Origin of the sequence: Duncaniella sp., from assembly GCF_029056165.1 — a bacterium.
Lineage (GTDB): Bacteria > Bacteroidota > Bacteroidia > Bacteroidales > Muribaculaceae > Duncaniella.
The window spans coordinates 90,461-105,579 of record NZ_JAIDBW010000029.1; the positions used below are offsets into that span (position 1 = coordinate 90,461).

Sequence of the window (15,119 nt, forward strand, 5' to 3'; positions counted from 1 at the left end):
TATGGTGAATAGTCGCTTGATTCAGTCGGTCTCGTTCACTTCCCTGCGGACCTTTGCCGTCGGGGTGATTGTGCTTGCATCTCTGGTTGTGCCCTGCCGGATGTCTGCTCAGCGTGAGTATTCTCCTAATTTTGCCATTGGTGGAAAGGCTGGTGCTACGCTGTCGCGCATGTCGTTCTCACCGGAAGTGCATCAGAAATTCACGCAAGGAATGACGATGGGTTTAGCTGCCCGCTATACGGAGGAGAAGTATTTCGGCTTGATCGCGGAGATAAATTTCACTCAGCGTGGCTGGGATGAAGATTTCGTCCGTGATGAAGCTCCGCAGTTCAACTATACGCGTACTCTAAATTATGTGTCGATACCACTGCTGACACATATCTATTTCGGTTCCAATAAAGTGCGTGGATTTTTCAATCTTGGCCCGGAGGTGAGTTTTATGCTCTCAAATTCGATCTCGGCCAATTTTGACTATGAAAATTATAAGTCCATACCTGATTTTCCGCAAGGTTACCGCACGAATGAGCAACTCAACAAGGAGATCGAGCGGAAGTTCGACTATGGTATTGCCGGAGGTGCAGGAGTTGAGGTTATCGTTAAGGGAAAGCATTCCTTCATGCTCGAAGGACGATATTATTTCGGATTAGGAAATATTTATAAGGATTCGAAGCGTGATTTCTTCGCAGCCTCGCGCAATCAGTCGATCGAGGTGACGCTGAAGTACATGATAAGGGTCAAATAATTTTTTTGACGCGGCGTGCCGCGTATGCCATTTTTAGTGGTATCCTTTTGGGTTATCCTTGCTTAGGAAGACCTTGTTTTAAGGATGTAATCCACCGGGGGCATACGCGGCACGTCGTGTCCGTGTAAAGAACTTTAAGCCGGATTTTCGGGGCTTGTGGCTACAGGTTTTGCTTCCGTTTCTGATTCAGTTCCCGGAACTGTTTGTGCATTCGATGCTGTTGCCGGTTTCGATGCTGTTTTCGCCTTTGTCACGTCTTTTCTTTCAGGTTCGGCTGTCAACGGTTGGGGAACAGCGACAGCAGCCGGAGCGGTGGGTTTCTGAAGCTTGGCTTCGATTTTGCTTGCGATCTTGTCCTCGACAGGAGTTGCTGAAGCTGATACATGTATGGGTAGGCGTTCCCAGATACGGTTGGGGACCAATTTCCATGCACCCACGAGGAGGTTCCATTTCCAGTCAACTACACAGACACGTTTTCTTGCTATGATAGCCCGGACTATACCTACGACTGCATGATCGAGGCTCATGGTCATCGGATAGATGCGGTCGGGGTTGAGGAGAGGTGTGCGTATCCATCCGGGACGGATATCCGTGAATGATATGTCGAGTCCCTGCATACGTGAGAGCTGATCAAGCGCAGTGAGATACGTCTGCTGATATTTCTTTGAGGCGGAGTATGAAGCGAGTTCTCCTATGCCGTTTGTTCCTGCGACTGAAGTAATGGCTGCTATGCGTCCGCGCTTGCCATGTGAACGGAAGTAACGGTAGGCGGTGTCGATCATGCGCGTGAAACCAACCACATTGGTCTGTGCTGTCGCTGTGTCGTGGTCAGTTGTCAAGGCTTCGTTTTCGTAACCGATTCCGGCTACATGGAAGTAGATGTCCATGCCTCCGAGTCGGCTGATGAGGTCGCGCAGATGAGTACCGGCGTCAGGTTCATCGACGTTGATCTGTGCATAGCGTATGCGGTTGGGAAAATCGGACTGAAGCTTACGCAGAACCTTTTCTTTGCGTCCGGCCGCGCCAACGTGCCATCCGGCCTTTGCGAATATTTCAGCAACGCGCAGACCTATGCCTGAGGTTGCGCCCATGATTACGATTCGTTTCATAAATGTGTATGAGTAAGGATAAGGGTTGAATTAATAAAATAGGAGGGGGGGAGAGGAGAGGTTGTGATCCGGCAAAGGGAATATTACTCCTTTTGGTATTTAGAACGTTGTAGATAAATATAATGTTTTCACGGATTTATAGATATTTCATAGATCAGCAATATGATTTTTCTCTAAGCTGATATGGTCTTTACTCCAGACTCAGGTGTAGGCATGGTGATAGATTACTAAAAATGTATGGATAGATGTTAAATTAAGCAAAAACATGACGGAGCGAGTAACTATTGCAGGGGTAAAAGCGTCATATAAGTGAGAGTCAACAAGAGACTCATAAGTAATACGAGATTAATTTAGCTTCTATTTGTAATTACTCCGCCGGGAAAAGGCGGATTAAGTATAAAGCAACAGAGGGTTGGTCGTGATGACTGACCCTCTGTTGTCATTTGTGGATCTCAGCATGGATAGATGAGATGGCTTATCCGATAGTACGGCGGGAAATGTATTCGGAGAATGCCTCCTTATAGCTGTCCGAAATAGGTATCTGCGTCCGTCCAAACACAATGCGGTTACGTTCGATAACCTTGATTTTGGAAAGATTGACGATGAACGAGCGATGAACACGCATGAAGAGTTCAGGCGGTAGGCTCTGTTCAAGGGTCTTCATGCTGAGGAGTGTCATTATGGCTTTTTCAGTTCCATCCAGATAGATTTTCACGTAATCTTTCAGCCCTTCCACATACATGATATCATCAATTTTTACCTGTACAAGCTTGTATTCGCTTTTAAGAATGATGTAATCGCCTTGGATGGTGTCGGAACTTCCGGCAGGATCGGCACGTCGGGTAATCTCGTGCCAGTTGAGCGCGCGGTTGGCCGCTGCGAGGAATTCCTCATAGCTGATTGGTTTCAGCAGATAATCGAGAGCATTCACGCGGAAACCATCCACAGCATAGTTTGAATAAGCCGTAGTGAAAATTATGCGCGTGGTCTGAGGAATGATTTTGGCAAATTCGATGCCGTTGAGCTGAGGCATCTGTATGTCCAGAAATACAACGTCGATGTTGTTGTTGAGGATAGTGGAGATAGCATCCTTTGGTGATGAGTATTCACCTACCAATTCCATGAAGGGAGTCTTTTCGATGTATGATGCTATGAGGCCGGAGGCAAGGGGTTCGTCATCAATGACGCAGCAGCGGAGTGACATAGAGGTTGGTTGAGCTTTAAGGATTGGTGATAAGATTTGTTGCCGAGGTATTGATCGTCAGGGTGACTGTATAGTGATCATTATCCGAGCTGACGTTTAGATCGGCTTCATTTCCGTAGATCAGGTCGAGACGCCGACGGAGGTTGGCAAGCCCGATTCCGCCGTCCGGATTCTCAGGCGTAACGGGTTGTTGATCCGAGGGTGATAGTCCGTTTGACGTGCGGCAGACGATTTGTCCACCATGGGCGGTAATAGAGATGTCCAGCGGAATGTCGGGTGTGTGTATGCCGTGCTTGAACACGTTTTCTATTTGAGTTATGAAGAGGAGAGGAGCTATCCGGATGTTTTCATCGTTACCGCCATCAAGAGTGACATTGAGACGTATGGCAGGATTGAGGCGGAGTTTCATCAGATTGATGTAATTGTCGATGAACGCTATTTCCTGTCCGAGGCTTACTGTGGCTGAGGTGTCGTAGAGCACATAGCGCAGCAGACGGCTTAGTTCGTGGACGGCTGCCTGCGCTTTATCAGGTGAGATGGCTATGAGAGCGTAGATAGAGTTGAGGGTGTTGAAGAGAAAGTGGGGATTGAGCTGGCTTTTGAGATTTTTGAGTTCTTCCTCACGCTGTGTATTCAATAGGTCCTGACGGCGGCGGTCAAGTTTGATCCACATGTCACCGAGGCGGAGTGCGGTGGCAAATCCGATAACGAGGATGAGCATCACGAGGTCACGTGAGAGCATTCCAGCAGCCTTGGCAAGATACATCCATTCGGTAGGTGCCACTTGATTGCGGAGCGGGGTACGGCCGCCGAGATGACCCTTGAAACGCCAGATAAGATATATCAGTCCAAGTGATACGAGGATAAGAATAAAATTGTAGGCGAAGAAGCGCAGGAAGTGGCGGGGCTTGTCGAGCGAACGTTCGATAATGCCGTAATAGTTGGCATAAAACACACCGATGAATACGAATGTCTTGGTGTACATCCATAATTTGAGCGGACGTCCGGGATTGGCAAGGCTGGTCAGAAGTTCCGGCAGGACGAAGAGGATTATAATGCAGAGCAGGTGGGTAAAGAACGTCGTGACCCGCTGCCGGGTTAGTATTTCTCGCATGGCTGTGACTCTGAGATTGGTTATTGCCTGAAAACTAAATGCAGTGGTTGACTATCACTGTCATTACAAGCAAAAGTAAGATATTTCCCGGTGACTTGCAAATATGTTGGACAAGCCGATAATTTTCACCGACTAAGCGGATGAGGATGATTGGATATCGGATAAATAACAATATGTGTTAAAAGGCCGGACGGTTACCGGGCTGATGGTGATCAGCGAGGTAACCGTCCGGGGTTTATTGCGTTGTTATGACTTTCAGGATTGGGATTGTATTAGTCCTGATTGAGGTTTACACGCTTGAAGGCAACTACAACGAGACCCTTCTTGGTGTTGTCGAGGAACTGACCTACAGTGAGCTTGCTGTCCTGAACGTACTCCTGCTCCATGAGGCATGATTCCTTGAAGAACTTGTTGAGACGACCGTTGGCAATATTCTGAATCATTGCTTCGGGGAGGTTAGCAGCCTTAGCCTCTGCAGTAACCTTGATGATTTCGCGGCCCTTGGCAGCGTCCTCTTCAGTGATCCAGCCCTTAGAGATGTTGGATTCTATGTGGTCCTCAGAGTCGAAGTGGTTGGGGTTGAGACCGGCTTTCTTGAGAGCGGCTTCAACGGCCTTGCGTACCTGTTCCTGCTTAGTCTTTTCAACTGCTACAGCGATCTCCTGATCGATTGTGGCTTGAGGAACATCGTTGCGGCTTACAGCAACGGGGTTCATAGAGGCGATCTGCATGCAGACTTCACGACCGATCTGCTCGTCAACACCTTCGAGGTTGAAACCTACGATAGCGGCGAGCTTGTTGTTGAAGTGGTTGTAAGCAGCTGTAGTGGGAGCCTCAACTACTTCGTAAGCACCGATCTCGGTCTTTTCGCCTGTCTTACCGCTTTCCTCAGTAATGAGGTCAGCTACAGTCTGTCCGTCAACAGTGAAGGCTTTAAGCTCTTCAACAGTCTTGAACTTGTTGGCCATAGCGAGATCCATGAGTTTGTTGGCAAGAGCCACAAAACCTGCATTCTTCGCTACGAAGTCAGTCTCACAGTTGAGAGCGAGAACAGCTGCGAAAGTGCCGTCAGTACGGGCGATTACACAGCCTTCGGAAGCCTGACGGTCCTCACGCTTGGCTGCTACTGCCTGACCCTTCTTGCGGAGGATCTCAACGGCTGCTTCGATGTCACCGTCAGTTTCGGCGAGAGCTTTTTTACAGTCCATCAGACCTGCGCTGGTAAGGTTGCGCAGCTTGGTGATGTCTGCCATTGTTACTGCCATAATATCTGGGAGTTTTTAGAATGGTTGTGATTAATTGGATTAACAGCTGAATTATTCAGCAGCCTCAGTCTCGGTAACTTCAGCTTCAGCTACAACTTCACCTTCGTTGTCTTCCTTGCGGTTAACGCGACGGCGTTCGTTGCGGCGGGGAGCGTCGGCATTTTCGCCGGCAGCTTTCTCGTCAGCCTTTTCTACCTTACGCTCTTCGAGACCTTCGCTGATGGCAGAGCATACGGTGTCGAGGATGAGCTCGATTGACTTTGATGCATCGTCGTTTGCGGGGATCACGAAATCAACGTTTGAGGGATCTGAGTTGGTATCGACAATAGCGAATACGGGGATACCGAGACGGTTTGCCTCAGCAACAGCGATGTGCTCCTTGCAAACGTCAACGATGAAGAGAGCAGAGGGAAGACGGTTAAGGTCGGCGATAGAACCGAGGTTCTTTTCGAGTTTTGCACGCTGACGTGAGATCTGGAGTTTCTCGCGCTTAGAGAGGTTGTCGAAAGTGCCGTCCTTCTGCATCTTGTCGATGGAGGTCATCTTCTTCACAGCCTTGCGGATGGTGGGGAAGTTGGTGAGCATACCACCGGGCCAGCGTTCGATCACGTAGGGCATGTTGACGCTCTGAGCCTTGTCAGCGAGGATTTCCTTAGCCTGCTTTTTGGTAGCGACGAAGAGGATCTTCTTGCCACCCTTAGCGATATTGCGGAGGGCTGCTGCAGCTTCTTCAAGCTTAGCCTGAGTCTTATAGAGGTCGATGATGTGGATACCGTTGCGCTCCATGAAGATGTAAGGAGCCATTGCAGGATTCCATTTTCTTTTCATGTGGCCAAAATGGCAGCCTGCTTCGAGGAGTTGGTCAAAATTGGGAGTTGACATTTTAAGAAATTGGTGGTGTTGTTTACGTTCTTTGAAAAATTACAACCGGGGAGTAGGGAACGTGTCCATCTCGGCGGTTTAGATACTAAACACTTGAGGAGATTGAGTGAAATGGGAGAATTCAAGATGATGGTCAGATGTTCCTGCAGTCGGTTGTTTTCAGGCTCTATGCCCTGACACGGCAAACAGGAAATATGTGAGAATCGAAATCGAGGTCTCCCGACAGGGGATCGGATTAACGCTTGGAGAACTGGAAGCGCTTGCGTGCTTTGGGACGACCGGGCTTCTTACGTTCAACGACGCGCGGGTCACGGGTCATGAAGCCTTCGACGCGGAGTGCGTGCTTGTCCTCAGGATTGATCTTCACGAGGGCACGTGCGATAGCGAGACGGAGAGCTTCGGCCTGACCTTTGTAGCCACCACCGTTAAGGTTGACTTTGATGTCGTACTTTTCGGTTGCTTCGAGAGTGCTCAGGGGCTGCTTTACGATATATTGAAGGATGGAAGAGGGGAAGTAAACATCGAGGGGACGTTTGTTGATGGTGATTTGACCGTTTCCTTCTTTAACGATCACGCGAGCTACGGCAGCTTTACGGCGGCCAACTGCATTAACTGATTCCATTCTTCAATTATTTAATTTTGTTGATGTCAATAACAATAGGATTCTGCGCTTCGTGGGGATGGTTGGGGCCATTGTAAACGTGCATGTTGCCGATGATGGCGCGACCGAGGCGGTTTTTGGGAAGCATACCTTTCACAACCTTTGTGAAGAGGGGATGGTAGCCGGGTTTGAGGTGCTTGTTGAGTGATTTCTTCATCATGATCTCAGGGGTAGCGACACGCTGACCTCCGGGATAGCCGGTGTAAGAAAGATATTCGCGGTCAGTCCACTTTTTGCCGGTGAGACGAACCTTGTCGGCGTTGATGATGATTACGTTGTCGCCGCACTCGATGTTGGGTGAGTAGCTGGGCTTGTTCTTACCACGGAGGATAAGGGCGACTTTGGCACAAAGGCGACCGAGTACCTGATCGGTAGCGTCGATAACGACCCAGTTGTGTTCAACGCTCTCGGCGTTGGGAGTAATGGTCTTGTAGCTTAAAGTATCCACGTTAAATGTTTAATTAATAGAAAGTTACTTTTGGTCGCATCAAGGCTTGGCTTGGCCAAAAGCGTCTGCCGGAAGCGACCGGGTTTATTAATTGGACATAATCGGTCTGCAAAGGTAGTCATTTTCCGGTGATTAGCAAAGATGTTTTATGAATCTTTAACAATTTAGTGTCGCGGTTTATTTTGGAAATCAAGTGTAGGTGTGGTGCAAAGAATCATTACAAAACGGAGCGGTTTTAGTACATATTTATAATATAATGGTGGCAGGGTAGGGGTGAAGAGCAGTGATGACAGTGATTTCAGCTATTTGGAGAAGATGTTTAAAAAACTTAAATTTGTGCCGTAATATAAATCAATCAGCAGTTTGCATTTATGGCTTTTTCAAGAAAAAAACTCTGGATGTCGAGCCGTGACTACGTGATGATCACACTTGCTGTGATATTGTATGGTTTCGGTTTTTCGGCTTTCATTCTTCCGGAGAAGGTTGTCATCGGTGGTGTAACCGGTGTCGGAACGATCGTGTATTTCCTTACGGGAAATGTGTATATGATCGGTATAACTCAATATGCCATCAATCTTGTACTCCTTGCGATCGCTTGGAGGGTTGTCGGGCATACGTTCGTCTATAAGACGATTTATGGAGCGACGGCTGTGTCGCTTGTGGTCACGCTGATGCCTTCGTTGTTCGACGGTCCGCTTATTCCCGATCAGCCATTCATGAGCGTATGTATCGGATCGGTCTTGGCGGGCGTCGCACTTGGAATTGTATTCATCCACAACGGTAGCACAGGCGGAACGGATATCGTGGCAGCGATAGTGGCCAAACGGACCAACGTCACTGTTGGCCGCACGATGCTTTATGTCGATTTTGCGATCATATCGTCGAGCTATCTATTTTTCCATAATGTCACTACTGTGGTCTATGGTTTCATAGTGCTGTTTTTTGTTACATATATGGTGGATCTCATGATCAATACCAACCGTCAGGCGGTGCAGTTCATCATCATCTCGAAGCGTTGGGAGAAGATTGCGACGGCTGTCAACAAGTATGGACGGCGCGGTGTGACGGTGCTTGACGGTATGGGATGGTACACGAAGCAATCTGTAAAGATCCTTCTGATTGTGAGCAGGAAGATCGAGTCGGTCACCATCTTCCGTATCGTAAAAGATGTCGATCCTAATGCTTTCATCACGCAGGCTAATGTCAATGGAGTCTATGGTCAGGGTTTTGACAATATAAAGCTCAAGGCTGATGAAGAGCTTAGCAAGAAGCTCGACGCAGAGGATGTTGAGGCGTACGATGCTTGTTTTTGCGTAGATGGGAAAATGGATGTTAAATTAGCAGAATCATTAGAAAAATAGCGATAAATTTTAAGTAGTCGGTCGGAAATTTTGTGGGATTATAAAAAAATACTATCTTTGCAGAGAATAGAAATATTCGCATCCCTATACTCCGGCCTTTACTTGATCTAATTGATTTTGTTTATGGATATTTGGATTGTCTATGATTCACTTATTTTTTATTTATTTTAAATGAGACAATCAAAGTTAAGGCGCATCTGCGGTGAAAGCGGATGCGCCTTAACTTTTAAAGGTTTAAAATTAATCCCACAGAATGCGTGAGCAAGCTGTGGGATCAATTTTATATTTATGTAGGGAGGGATTAGTCGTGCAGTATATCGTATTTCTTGAAAATACGGGTGATAGTCTCAAGCGCACGATCGACCTGTTCCATCGAGTGTGTAGCCATGAGCGAGAAGCGGATGAGAGTATCGGTGGGTGCAACGGCCGGAGAAACCACCGGATTCACGAAGATGCCTTCTTCGAGAAGGTCGCGCGTGATGGCAAATGTCTTGAAGTCGTCACGGATGAAGAGCGGGATGATGGGGGTCGAGGTGTGACCGATCTCAAATCCGCGTGAGCGGAAGCCTTCAAGTGCGTGATTGGTGAGTTTCCAGAGATTTTCCTGACGTTCGGGTTCGCTCTGCATGATTTCAAGAGCCTTGAGAGCCGCAGCGGTAGATGCGGGAGTGATGCTGGCTGTGAAGATGTAGGAGCGTGAATGATGACGGAGGAAGTTGGTGATTTCCTTATTGGTGGCAATGAAACCTCCGAGCGAAGCAAATGACTTGGAGAATGTTCCCATGATGAGATCCACGTCATCGGCGAGGCCATAGTGATGAACGAGACCGCGACCACCTTCGCCGAACACACCGATACCGTGTGCCTCGTCAATCATGATGCTTGCATCGTATTTCTTTGCAAGCTCAACCATGGCGGGGATGTTGGCAACGTCACCTTCCATAGAGAAGACACTGTCGCTGACAATGAGTTTGACTTTGTCAGGGTCACATTTCTGGAGCTGCTTTTCAAGCGACTCCATGTCGTTATGCTTGTATTTGAGCTGCTGGCTGAATGACAGACGGCGTCCTTCGATGATCGAAGCGTGATCCTGCTCATCCCAAAGGATATAATCTTCGCGGCCGGTGAGGGCGGAGACTACACCGAGGTTGACACCGAAGCCGGTTGAATAGATCATCACATCTTCCTTGCCCATATATTCGGCAAGTTTGGCTTCGAGTTCCTTATGGATGTCCAGAGTGCCGTTGAGGAATGGAGAACCCGCACATCCTGTGCCATATTTGCGGGTAGCTTCGATTGCTGCTTCTTTTATTCGAGGGTCATTGACAAGACCGCTGTAGCAGTTGGAGCCGAACATCAGCACTTTCTTACCGTTGATGATGACTTCAGGATCCTGCTCGCTTGAAATGGCGCGGAAGTAGGGATAGACTCCGGCCGCCTTAGCTTGCTGCGGCGCGGTGTATTGGGATAGTTTCTTCTGTAGTAAATTCATAATCGGTAACTTGATTCCGCGATTAATCTGATTGACGATAGCTTAATTTGCGGAGGGCAAAGTTAGGAATTTTTTCACATTTTTATACTTTTTGTGCGCGTTTTATTTGTTAATTTTACAAAACAGGGCTATTTAACCTAAGTCTCTAAAGGATTTTTGGCTTATGCCGGGCAGTGGTGACGCCGATTTAAAGGATTTTTGTTAATTTTGCAATTATATTGAAAAACAGCTTCTAAATGGAAACTACTGAAACAAATGATGTCAAGCGCACGGTGCTTGACTATGACGATATAGTGAAGATGGCTCCCTTTTTCAAGGGAAAGAGACGGCTTGTCGAATGGTTCATGAAGGTCCTCGACATTGATAAGGTCAACTGGATTCATGACCATAATTTCGATACTCCCGGCCCTCAGTTCTGCCGCGGACTTCTGACGGATCTCAATATCAAGCTCAGGATTGACAACGAGCAGGTGTTGGACAATCTGCCGGAAGGCGCATTCATCACCATAAGCAATCATCCCTTTGGCGCACTCGACGGTATAACGCTGATTGATATTGTGGGCCGTCGTCGTCCCGATTTCAAAGTGATGGTAAATATGATTCTGAATTATATCGTTGCGATGCGCCCCAATTTCATCGCGGTGGATCAGACTGCGAGCGATGATCCTGCAAAAAAAGCCGTGTCGATGAAGGGCATAAAGGAGGCGATAGTGCAGGTGCGCCGCGGACACCCGATCGGATTCTTTCCTGCCGGTGCCGTTGGTAACTACAACAAGCATCTGAAGTTTGAGGACCGCGAATGGCGCGAATCCATCATTCGCCTGATCCAGCAGTTGAAAGTTCCGGTAATACCCATCTTTTTCCACGGATATAACAGTTGGTGGTTCCGTTTCCTCGGCATCGTAAGCTGGCAGCTGCGTACATTGCGACTCCCAGCCGAAGTGTTCCGCCGCAAGAACGATACGCTCCACATCTCTGTAGGCGATCCTATCTCGGTCGAGGAGCTTGAGGCTCACAGCGGATCACTGAAAGAATTGGGCGATTTCCTGCGCGAACGCACTTATTCGCTTCAAAAGATAAAGTGATGACGTTGAATGATGTCCGTGTGTCGGATCGTCGTGAAAAAATAATATTGTTTTACGGTATAAGATTTAAGTTGTCGAAAGGTTTATAGATATGCAGCTTAACCTACAGGAATTGCCTGCCGAGATTGTGCAGGCCAAACAGCGGTATGGCATTGTCGGTAACGCGCCGGGATTGATTGCTGCTATTTCGCGTGCGATACAGGTCGCACCGATAGATCTGTCGGTGCTCGTGACAGGCGAGAGCGGTACCGGAAAAGAATTTTTTCCAAAAATTATCCACGGTTTTTCTCCACGTAAGCATGCGAAGTACATAGCAGTCAACTGTGGAGCTATACCGGAGGGTACGATTGATTCCGAGCTTTTCGGTCATGAAAAAGGGTCGTTTACCGGTGCGATCTCATCGCGTAAGGGTTACTTCGAGGAGGCCGATGGAGGAACGATATTTCTTGATGAAGTCGGTGAGCTGCCGCTCACCACTCAGGCTCGCCTGCTTCGTGTGCTTGAAAGCGGTGAATTTATAAAGGTCGGTTCTTCCACGGTTCAGAAGTCAAATGTCCGCATAGTGGCTGCGACGAATGTCGATATGGCTAAAGCTGTGGCGGAAGGAAAGTTCAGAGAGGATCTTTATTACCGATTGTCAACCGTCTCCATCCATATTCCGCCACTGCGCGAACGCGGAAATGATATCTCGCTTCTTGCAAGGAAGTTTGCAGCGGATTTTTCCGAGCGATACACGATGCCACCCGTCTCTTTCGATGAGTCGGCGAGGGCGATGCTCATGCGCTACAGATGGCCGGGAAATGTGAGGCAGCTGAAAAATATCGTAGAGCAGATCGCACTTTTTGAGTCCGGTAATTCAATCGACGGAGAGATAGTGAGGTCATTCTTGCCTGACGGATCGGTCAACTATAGCCCGGTTGCTGCTCGTCCGGATGGATCGCACGATTATTCGGCGGAGCGCGATGCGCTGTTCGGAATGATCCTTCGGTTGCAACGGCAGATTGAGTCGCTCAACGCGCGGATTGATGAATTGTCGGCCGGTGGAGTAGAGATCGCTCCTCAGGGTAGCTTTCAGCCTGTAGAGGAAGTGGCCGGCGTTGAGGCCGGAGTGCCGGTGCGTTCCATCGTTAAATTTCAGCCGTTCTCATCTCCACTGCCCGCTGACTCTGCGCGTGGCATGAATTCTGACAATGGAAATGCCGGCCAAACGTCCTCGCCGTTGACACTGGAGGATACTGAGCGCGACACCATACGGCGTGCCCTTGAACGCAACGGGGGGAAACGTAAGGAAGCAGCTCGTGAGCTTAGTATATCAGAGCGGACACTATACCGCAAGATTAAGGATTACGGTATAGATTTATAAACCGATCTGGATCTCGGTTTCTTTATTGAGCCTGCAGTCTGATCACTCTTATGCCTGTTATAGCGGGCGATTTTTTCAGATACTCTGCGAGAGAAAGTTTATCGATGGTCACCTTCCCTTCACGTGAAGATGCGTGCAGGAGTCGGGGGCCATCTTTTTCCATTACGATAATACCGACATGGCTTATGTCGAGGCCATCTTTTTTAGTGGTAAAGGCTATGATATCGCCTCCTCTCAGTGACGAAAGTATCGGTTTGGCCGCGATGCGCCCTGATTTTATGTACGGGAAGCGGTGTGAACGGAATCCGACTTCCATATTCTTTATGGCCTCATATTCTGCGTCGTCAGCTAATGCCGGATACGACGAACGGTTGCGCGACATATAGTCAAGCGTCTTTATTTGGGAATCTGATTGTGGAATACGGTCTGTAACTTCGCGCACTATTCCCCGATGGGTATTTGAGACGATCCAGTCACTGAAATAATGCAAGCGTGACGAGTAGCCGTTAACCTCTCCCTGACGATATCTGATGGTTTCGAGATTGTCAATGAAATCCTGCCATGAATTCTTATGTTCTTCGACTGTAAGTGCAAGAGCGGTTACGGTCTCAATGAATGTTGTGCAGTCAAATTCTTCAAGGTTTACAGTTAGAGCTTCCGGTTGGCTCTCAAGAGTACCGGCCTTATAGGGTGTGTCTATGAATTGTCGCCCAATGAACTCCATTAGCTCATTTGGATTTGATGCGCCGAAATCCGTAGCCTTTATTAGAAATTTTGTTATGGCTGTCGTATCGGCTGCTTCATTGTGCCATCTTATTTGTTCAGGAGCTGCTCCGTGGAGAACTGGAGCTGTCAGCATGAATGCTATATATAATAATGTGGCAAATTTTTTCATGATCTTATCCTTTTTTATTTATATGGAGATGGGCGATTGGTTTATTTCTCCCCCAAAATTACATATTTCCTGATTCATGGCCAAATCCTGCTGATTGAAAGCTTTGTGAATTTCTATCCTTGATGGCTGTTAAATGTGAAAATGTGTGTATTGAATATAGAAAAATAAGTCGAAGTGTTAAATTTATGTTAAAATGCTTATAGAAATTTGGAGGGAATTAGAAAAGTGCCTACCTTTGCACTCGCTTTTGAGAAGCAAGCCCCCGCAGCGGCGGTAGACTTAGAGAGGATAACAGATTTGATATGAAAACGGTTTACCGCTGAAGTGTTAAAGAAAAGTTAAAATCTCGAAAAGAATTTGCGAGTCTCGAAAATAGTTCGTAACTTTGCAAAGTTTTCCGCTGAACGCTGAGGCGCGAGGCTTACGAGAAAGCGACGAGAGAACATTGAAAGAATTACAATAGACATTGAAAGTAGTACAAGAGTCATTTTGAGATGACCTCTGTCAATTCTACAGACAATCGCAATAAAGATTAACGGACATCTCCGGGTCGGCAGACTTCCGGTTGGCGTTTCTGTGAAAGCAAAAAAAAGAACAGAACAGCAGTCGGTCTTTTTGTTAAGCTTTCCTGCTCTATATAACTATAGAAAAGAAAAGAAAAAAAGATAGACAACAACGAAGAGTTTGATCCTGGCTCAGGATGAACGCTAGCGACAGGCTTAACACATGCAAGTCGAGGGGCAGCGGGGGAGGAGCAATCCTCCCGCCGGCGACCGGCGCACGGGTGAGTAACACGTATGTAACCTGCCCGTAGCAGGGGGATAAGCGGAAGAAATTCCGTCTAATACCGCGTAACATCCTCCGGAGGCATCTCCGGGGGATTAAAGGAAGCGATTCCGGCTACGGATGGACATGCGTCGCATTAGCTAGTTGGCGGGGTAACGGCCCACCAAGGCGACGATGCGTAGGGGTTCTGAGAGGAAGGTCCCCCACACTGGTACTGAGACACGGACCAGACTCCTACGGGAGGCAGCAGTGAGGAATATTGGTCAATGGCCGAGAGGCTGAACCAGCCAAGTCGCGTGAGGGAAGACGGCCCTATGGGTTGTAAACCTCTTTTGTCGGGGAGCAAAGAGCCCGACGTGTCCGGCCTCGAGAGTACCCGAAGAAAAAGCATCGGCTAACTCCGTGCCAGCAGCCGCGGTAATACGGAGGATGCGAGCGTTATCCGGATTTATTGGGTTTAAAGGGTGCGCAGGCGGGATGTCAAGTCAGCGGTAAAATTTCGGGGCTCAACCCCGTCGTGCCGTTGAAACTGGCGTCCTAGAGTGGGCGAGAAGTATGCGGAATGCGTGGTGTAGCGGTGAAATGCATAGATATCACGCAGAACTCCGATTGCGAAGGCAGCATACCGGCGCCCGACTGACGCTCATGCACGAAAGCGTGGGTATCGAACAGGATTAGATACCCTGGTAGTCCACGCAGTAAACGATGAATA

13 protein-coding genes and 1 rRNA gene are annotated in these 15,119 nt (G+C 48.1%); 5 read left to right on the forward strand and 9 right to left on the reverse strand.

Annotation, left to right across the window (positions count from 1 at the left end):
• Window position 1: 1 nt before the first annotated feature.
• Window positions 2-742, forward strand: coding sequence for a porin family protein (locus tag K2G41_RS06205; RefSeq protein WP_300116486.1), 741 nt, complete (start codon window positions 2-4; stop codon window positions 740-742).
• A 134-nt stretch (window positions 743-876) separates the two neighbouring features.
• On the opposite strand, the gene K2G41_RS06210 is transcribed toward K2G41_RS06205, so the two are convergent.
• From K2G41_RS06210 to rplM, 7 genes are all read right to left on the reverse strand, one after another.
• Complete coding sequence (locus K2G41_RS06210) at window positions 877-1,851, reverse strand: SDR family NAD(P)-dependent oxidoreductase (RefSeq protein WP_300116488.1); 975 nt, start codon at window positions 1,849-1,851, stop codon at window positions 877-879.
• A 475-nt stretch (window positions 1,852-2,326) separates the two neighbouring features.
• The gene (locus K2G41_RS06215; RefSeq protein ID WP_300116489.1) at window positions 2,327-3,055 is read right to left on the reverse strand and encodes a LytTR family DNA-binding domain-containing protein; all 729 of its coding nucleotides are present in this window, start codon (window positions 3,053-3,055) and stop codon (window positions 2,327-2,329) included.
• 16 nt (window positions 3,056-3,071) lie between these two features.
• On the reverse strand, window positions 3,072-4,169 hold the full coding sequence (locus K2G41_RS06220) for a sensor histidine kinase (RefSeq protein ID WP_300116490.1): 1,098 nt from the start codon (window positions 4,167-4,169) through the stop codon (window positions 3,072-3,074).
• A gap of 272 nt (window positions 4,170-4,441) precedes the next feature.
• Window positions 4,442-5,434, reverse strand: a complete 993-nt coding sequence (gene tsf, locus K2G41_RS06225) for a translation elongation factor Ts (RefSeq protein WP_300116492.1) — start codon at window positions 5,432-5,434, stop codon at window positions 4,442-4,444.
• Window positions 5,435-5,485: 51 nt separating this feature from the next.
• A complete protein-coding gene (rpsB, locus tag K2G41_RS06230) occupies window positions 5,486-6,316 on the reverse strand; it encodes a 30S ribosomal protein S2 (RefSeq protein ID WP_300116493.1) in 831 nt (276 codons plus the stop codon).
• 235 nt (window positions 6,317-6,551) lie between these two features.
• Complete coding sequence (gene rpsI, locus K2G41_RS06235; RefSeq protein WP_297072391.1) at window positions 6,552-6,938, reverse strand: 30S ribosomal protein S9; 387 nt, start codon at window positions 6,936-6,938, stop codon at window positions 6,552-6,554.
• A gap of 7 nt (window positions 6,939-6,945) precedes the next feature.
• A complete protein-coding gene (rplM, locus tag K2G41_RS06240) occupies window positions 6,946-7,425 on the reverse strand; it encodes a 50S ribosomal protein L13 (RefSeq protein WP_300116495.1) in 480 nt (159 codons plus the stop codon).
• Between the two features lie 371 nt (window positions 7,426-7,796).
• On the opposite strand from rplM, the gene K2G41_RS06245 reads away from it, so the two are divergent.
• Complete coding sequence (locus K2G41_RS06245) at window positions 7,797-8,786, forward strand: YitT family protein (protein ID WP_300116497.1); 990 nt, start codon at window positions 7,797-7,799, stop codon at window positions 8,784-8,786.
• Window positions 8,787-9,087: 301 nt separating this feature from the next.
• On the opposite strand, the gene K2G41_RS06250 is transcribed toward K2G41_RS06245, so the two are convergent.
• Window positions 9,088-10,278 (reverse strand): pyridoxal phosphate-dependent aminotransferase family protein, encoded by a 1,191-nt coding sequence (locus K2G41_RS06250; RefSeq protein WP_300116499.1) that lies wholly within the window; start codon window positions 10,276-10,278, stop codon window positions 9,088-9,090.
• A gap of 236 nt (window positions 10,279-10,514) precedes the next feature.
• Between K2G41_RS06250 and K2G41_RS06255 the strand changes: the two genes are divergently transcribed.
• Window positions 10,515-11,363 carry a lysophospholipid acyltransferase family protein gene (locus K2G41_RS06255; protein ID WP_300116501.1) on the forward strand — a complete coding sequence of 283 codons (849 nt, stop codon included), beginning with the start codon at window positions 10,515-10,517 and terminating at the stop codon, window positions 11,361-11,363.
• 91 nt (window positions 11,364-11,454) lie between these two features.
• On the forward strand, window positions 11,455-12,726 hold the full coding sequence (locus K2G41_RS06260) for a sigma-54 dependent transcriptional regulator (protein ID WP_300116503.1): 1,272 nt from the start codon (window positions 11,455-11,457) through the stop codon (window positions 12,724-12,726).
• Window positions 12,727-12,748: 22 nt separating this feature from the next.
• Here K2G41_RS06260 and K2G41_RS06265 read toward each other — a convergent pair whose 3' ends face one another.
• Window positions 12,749-13,621: an N-acetylmuramoyl-L-alanine amidase-like domain-containing protein gene (locus K2G41_RS06265; RefSeq protein WP_300116505.1), complete on the reverse strand. Its 873-nt coding sequence runs from the start codon at window positions 13,619-13,621 to the stop codon at window positions 12,749-12,751.
• 672 nt (window positions 13,622-14,293) lie between these two features.
• Between K2G41_RS06265 and K2G41_RS06270 the strand changes: the two genes are divergently transcribed.
• Window positions 14,294-15,119 (forward strand): 16S ribosomal RNA (locus tag K2G41_RS06270); the annotation flags it as partial.

Excerpts from the sequence above, each read along its gene's own strand:
- K2G41_RS06205 (WP_300116486.1), top strand. The coding sequence starts at position 2 with ATGGTGAATAGTCGCTTGATTCAGTCGGTCTCGTTCACTTCCCTGCGG.
- K2G41_RS06210 (WP_300116488.1), bottom strand. The coding sequence starts at position 1,851 with ATGAAACGAATCGTAATCATGGGCGCAACCTCAGGCATAGGTCTGCGC.
- K2G41_RS06215 (WP_300116489.1), bottom strand. The coding sequence starts at position 3,055 with ATGTCACTCCGCTGCTGCGTCATTGATGACGAACCCCTTGCCTCCGGC.
- K2G41_RS06220 (WP_300116490.1), bottom strand. The coding sequence starts at position 4,169 with ATGCGAGAAATACTAACCCGGCAGCGGGTCACGACGTTCTTTACCCAC.
- tsf (WP_300116492.1), bottom strand. The coding sequence starts at position 5,434 with ATGGCAGTAACAATGGCAGACATCACCAAGCTGCGCAACCTTACCAGC.
- rpsB (WP_300116493.1), bottom strand. The coding sequence starts at position 6,316 with ATGTCAACTCCCAATTTTGACCAACTCCTCGAAGCAGGCTGCCATTTT.
- rpsI (WP_297072391.1), bottom strand. The coding sequence starts at position 6,938 with ATGGAATCAGTTAATGCAGTTGGCCGCCGTAAAGCTGCCGTAGCTCGC.
- K2G41_RS06245 (WP_300116497.1), top strand. The coding sequence starts at position 7,797 with ATGGCTTTTTCAAGAAAAAAACTCTGGATGTCGAGCCGTGACTACGTG.
- K2G41_RS06250 (WP_300116499.1), bottom strand. The coding sequence starts at position 10,278 with ATGAATTTACTACAGAAGAAACTATCCCAATACACCGCGCCGCAGCAA.
- K2G41_RS06255 (WP_300116501.1), top strand. The coding sequence starts at position 10,515 with ATGGAAACTACTGAAACAAATGATGTCAAGCGCACGGTGCTTGACTAT.
- K2G41_RS06260 (WP_300116503.1), top strand. The coding sequence starts at position 11,455 with ATGCAGCTTAACCTACAGGAATTGCCTGCCGAGATTGTGCAGGCCAAA.
- K2G41_RS06265 (WP_300116505.1), bottom strand. The coding sequence starts at position 13,621 with ATGAAAAAATTTGCCACATTATTATATATAGCATTCATGCTGACAGCT.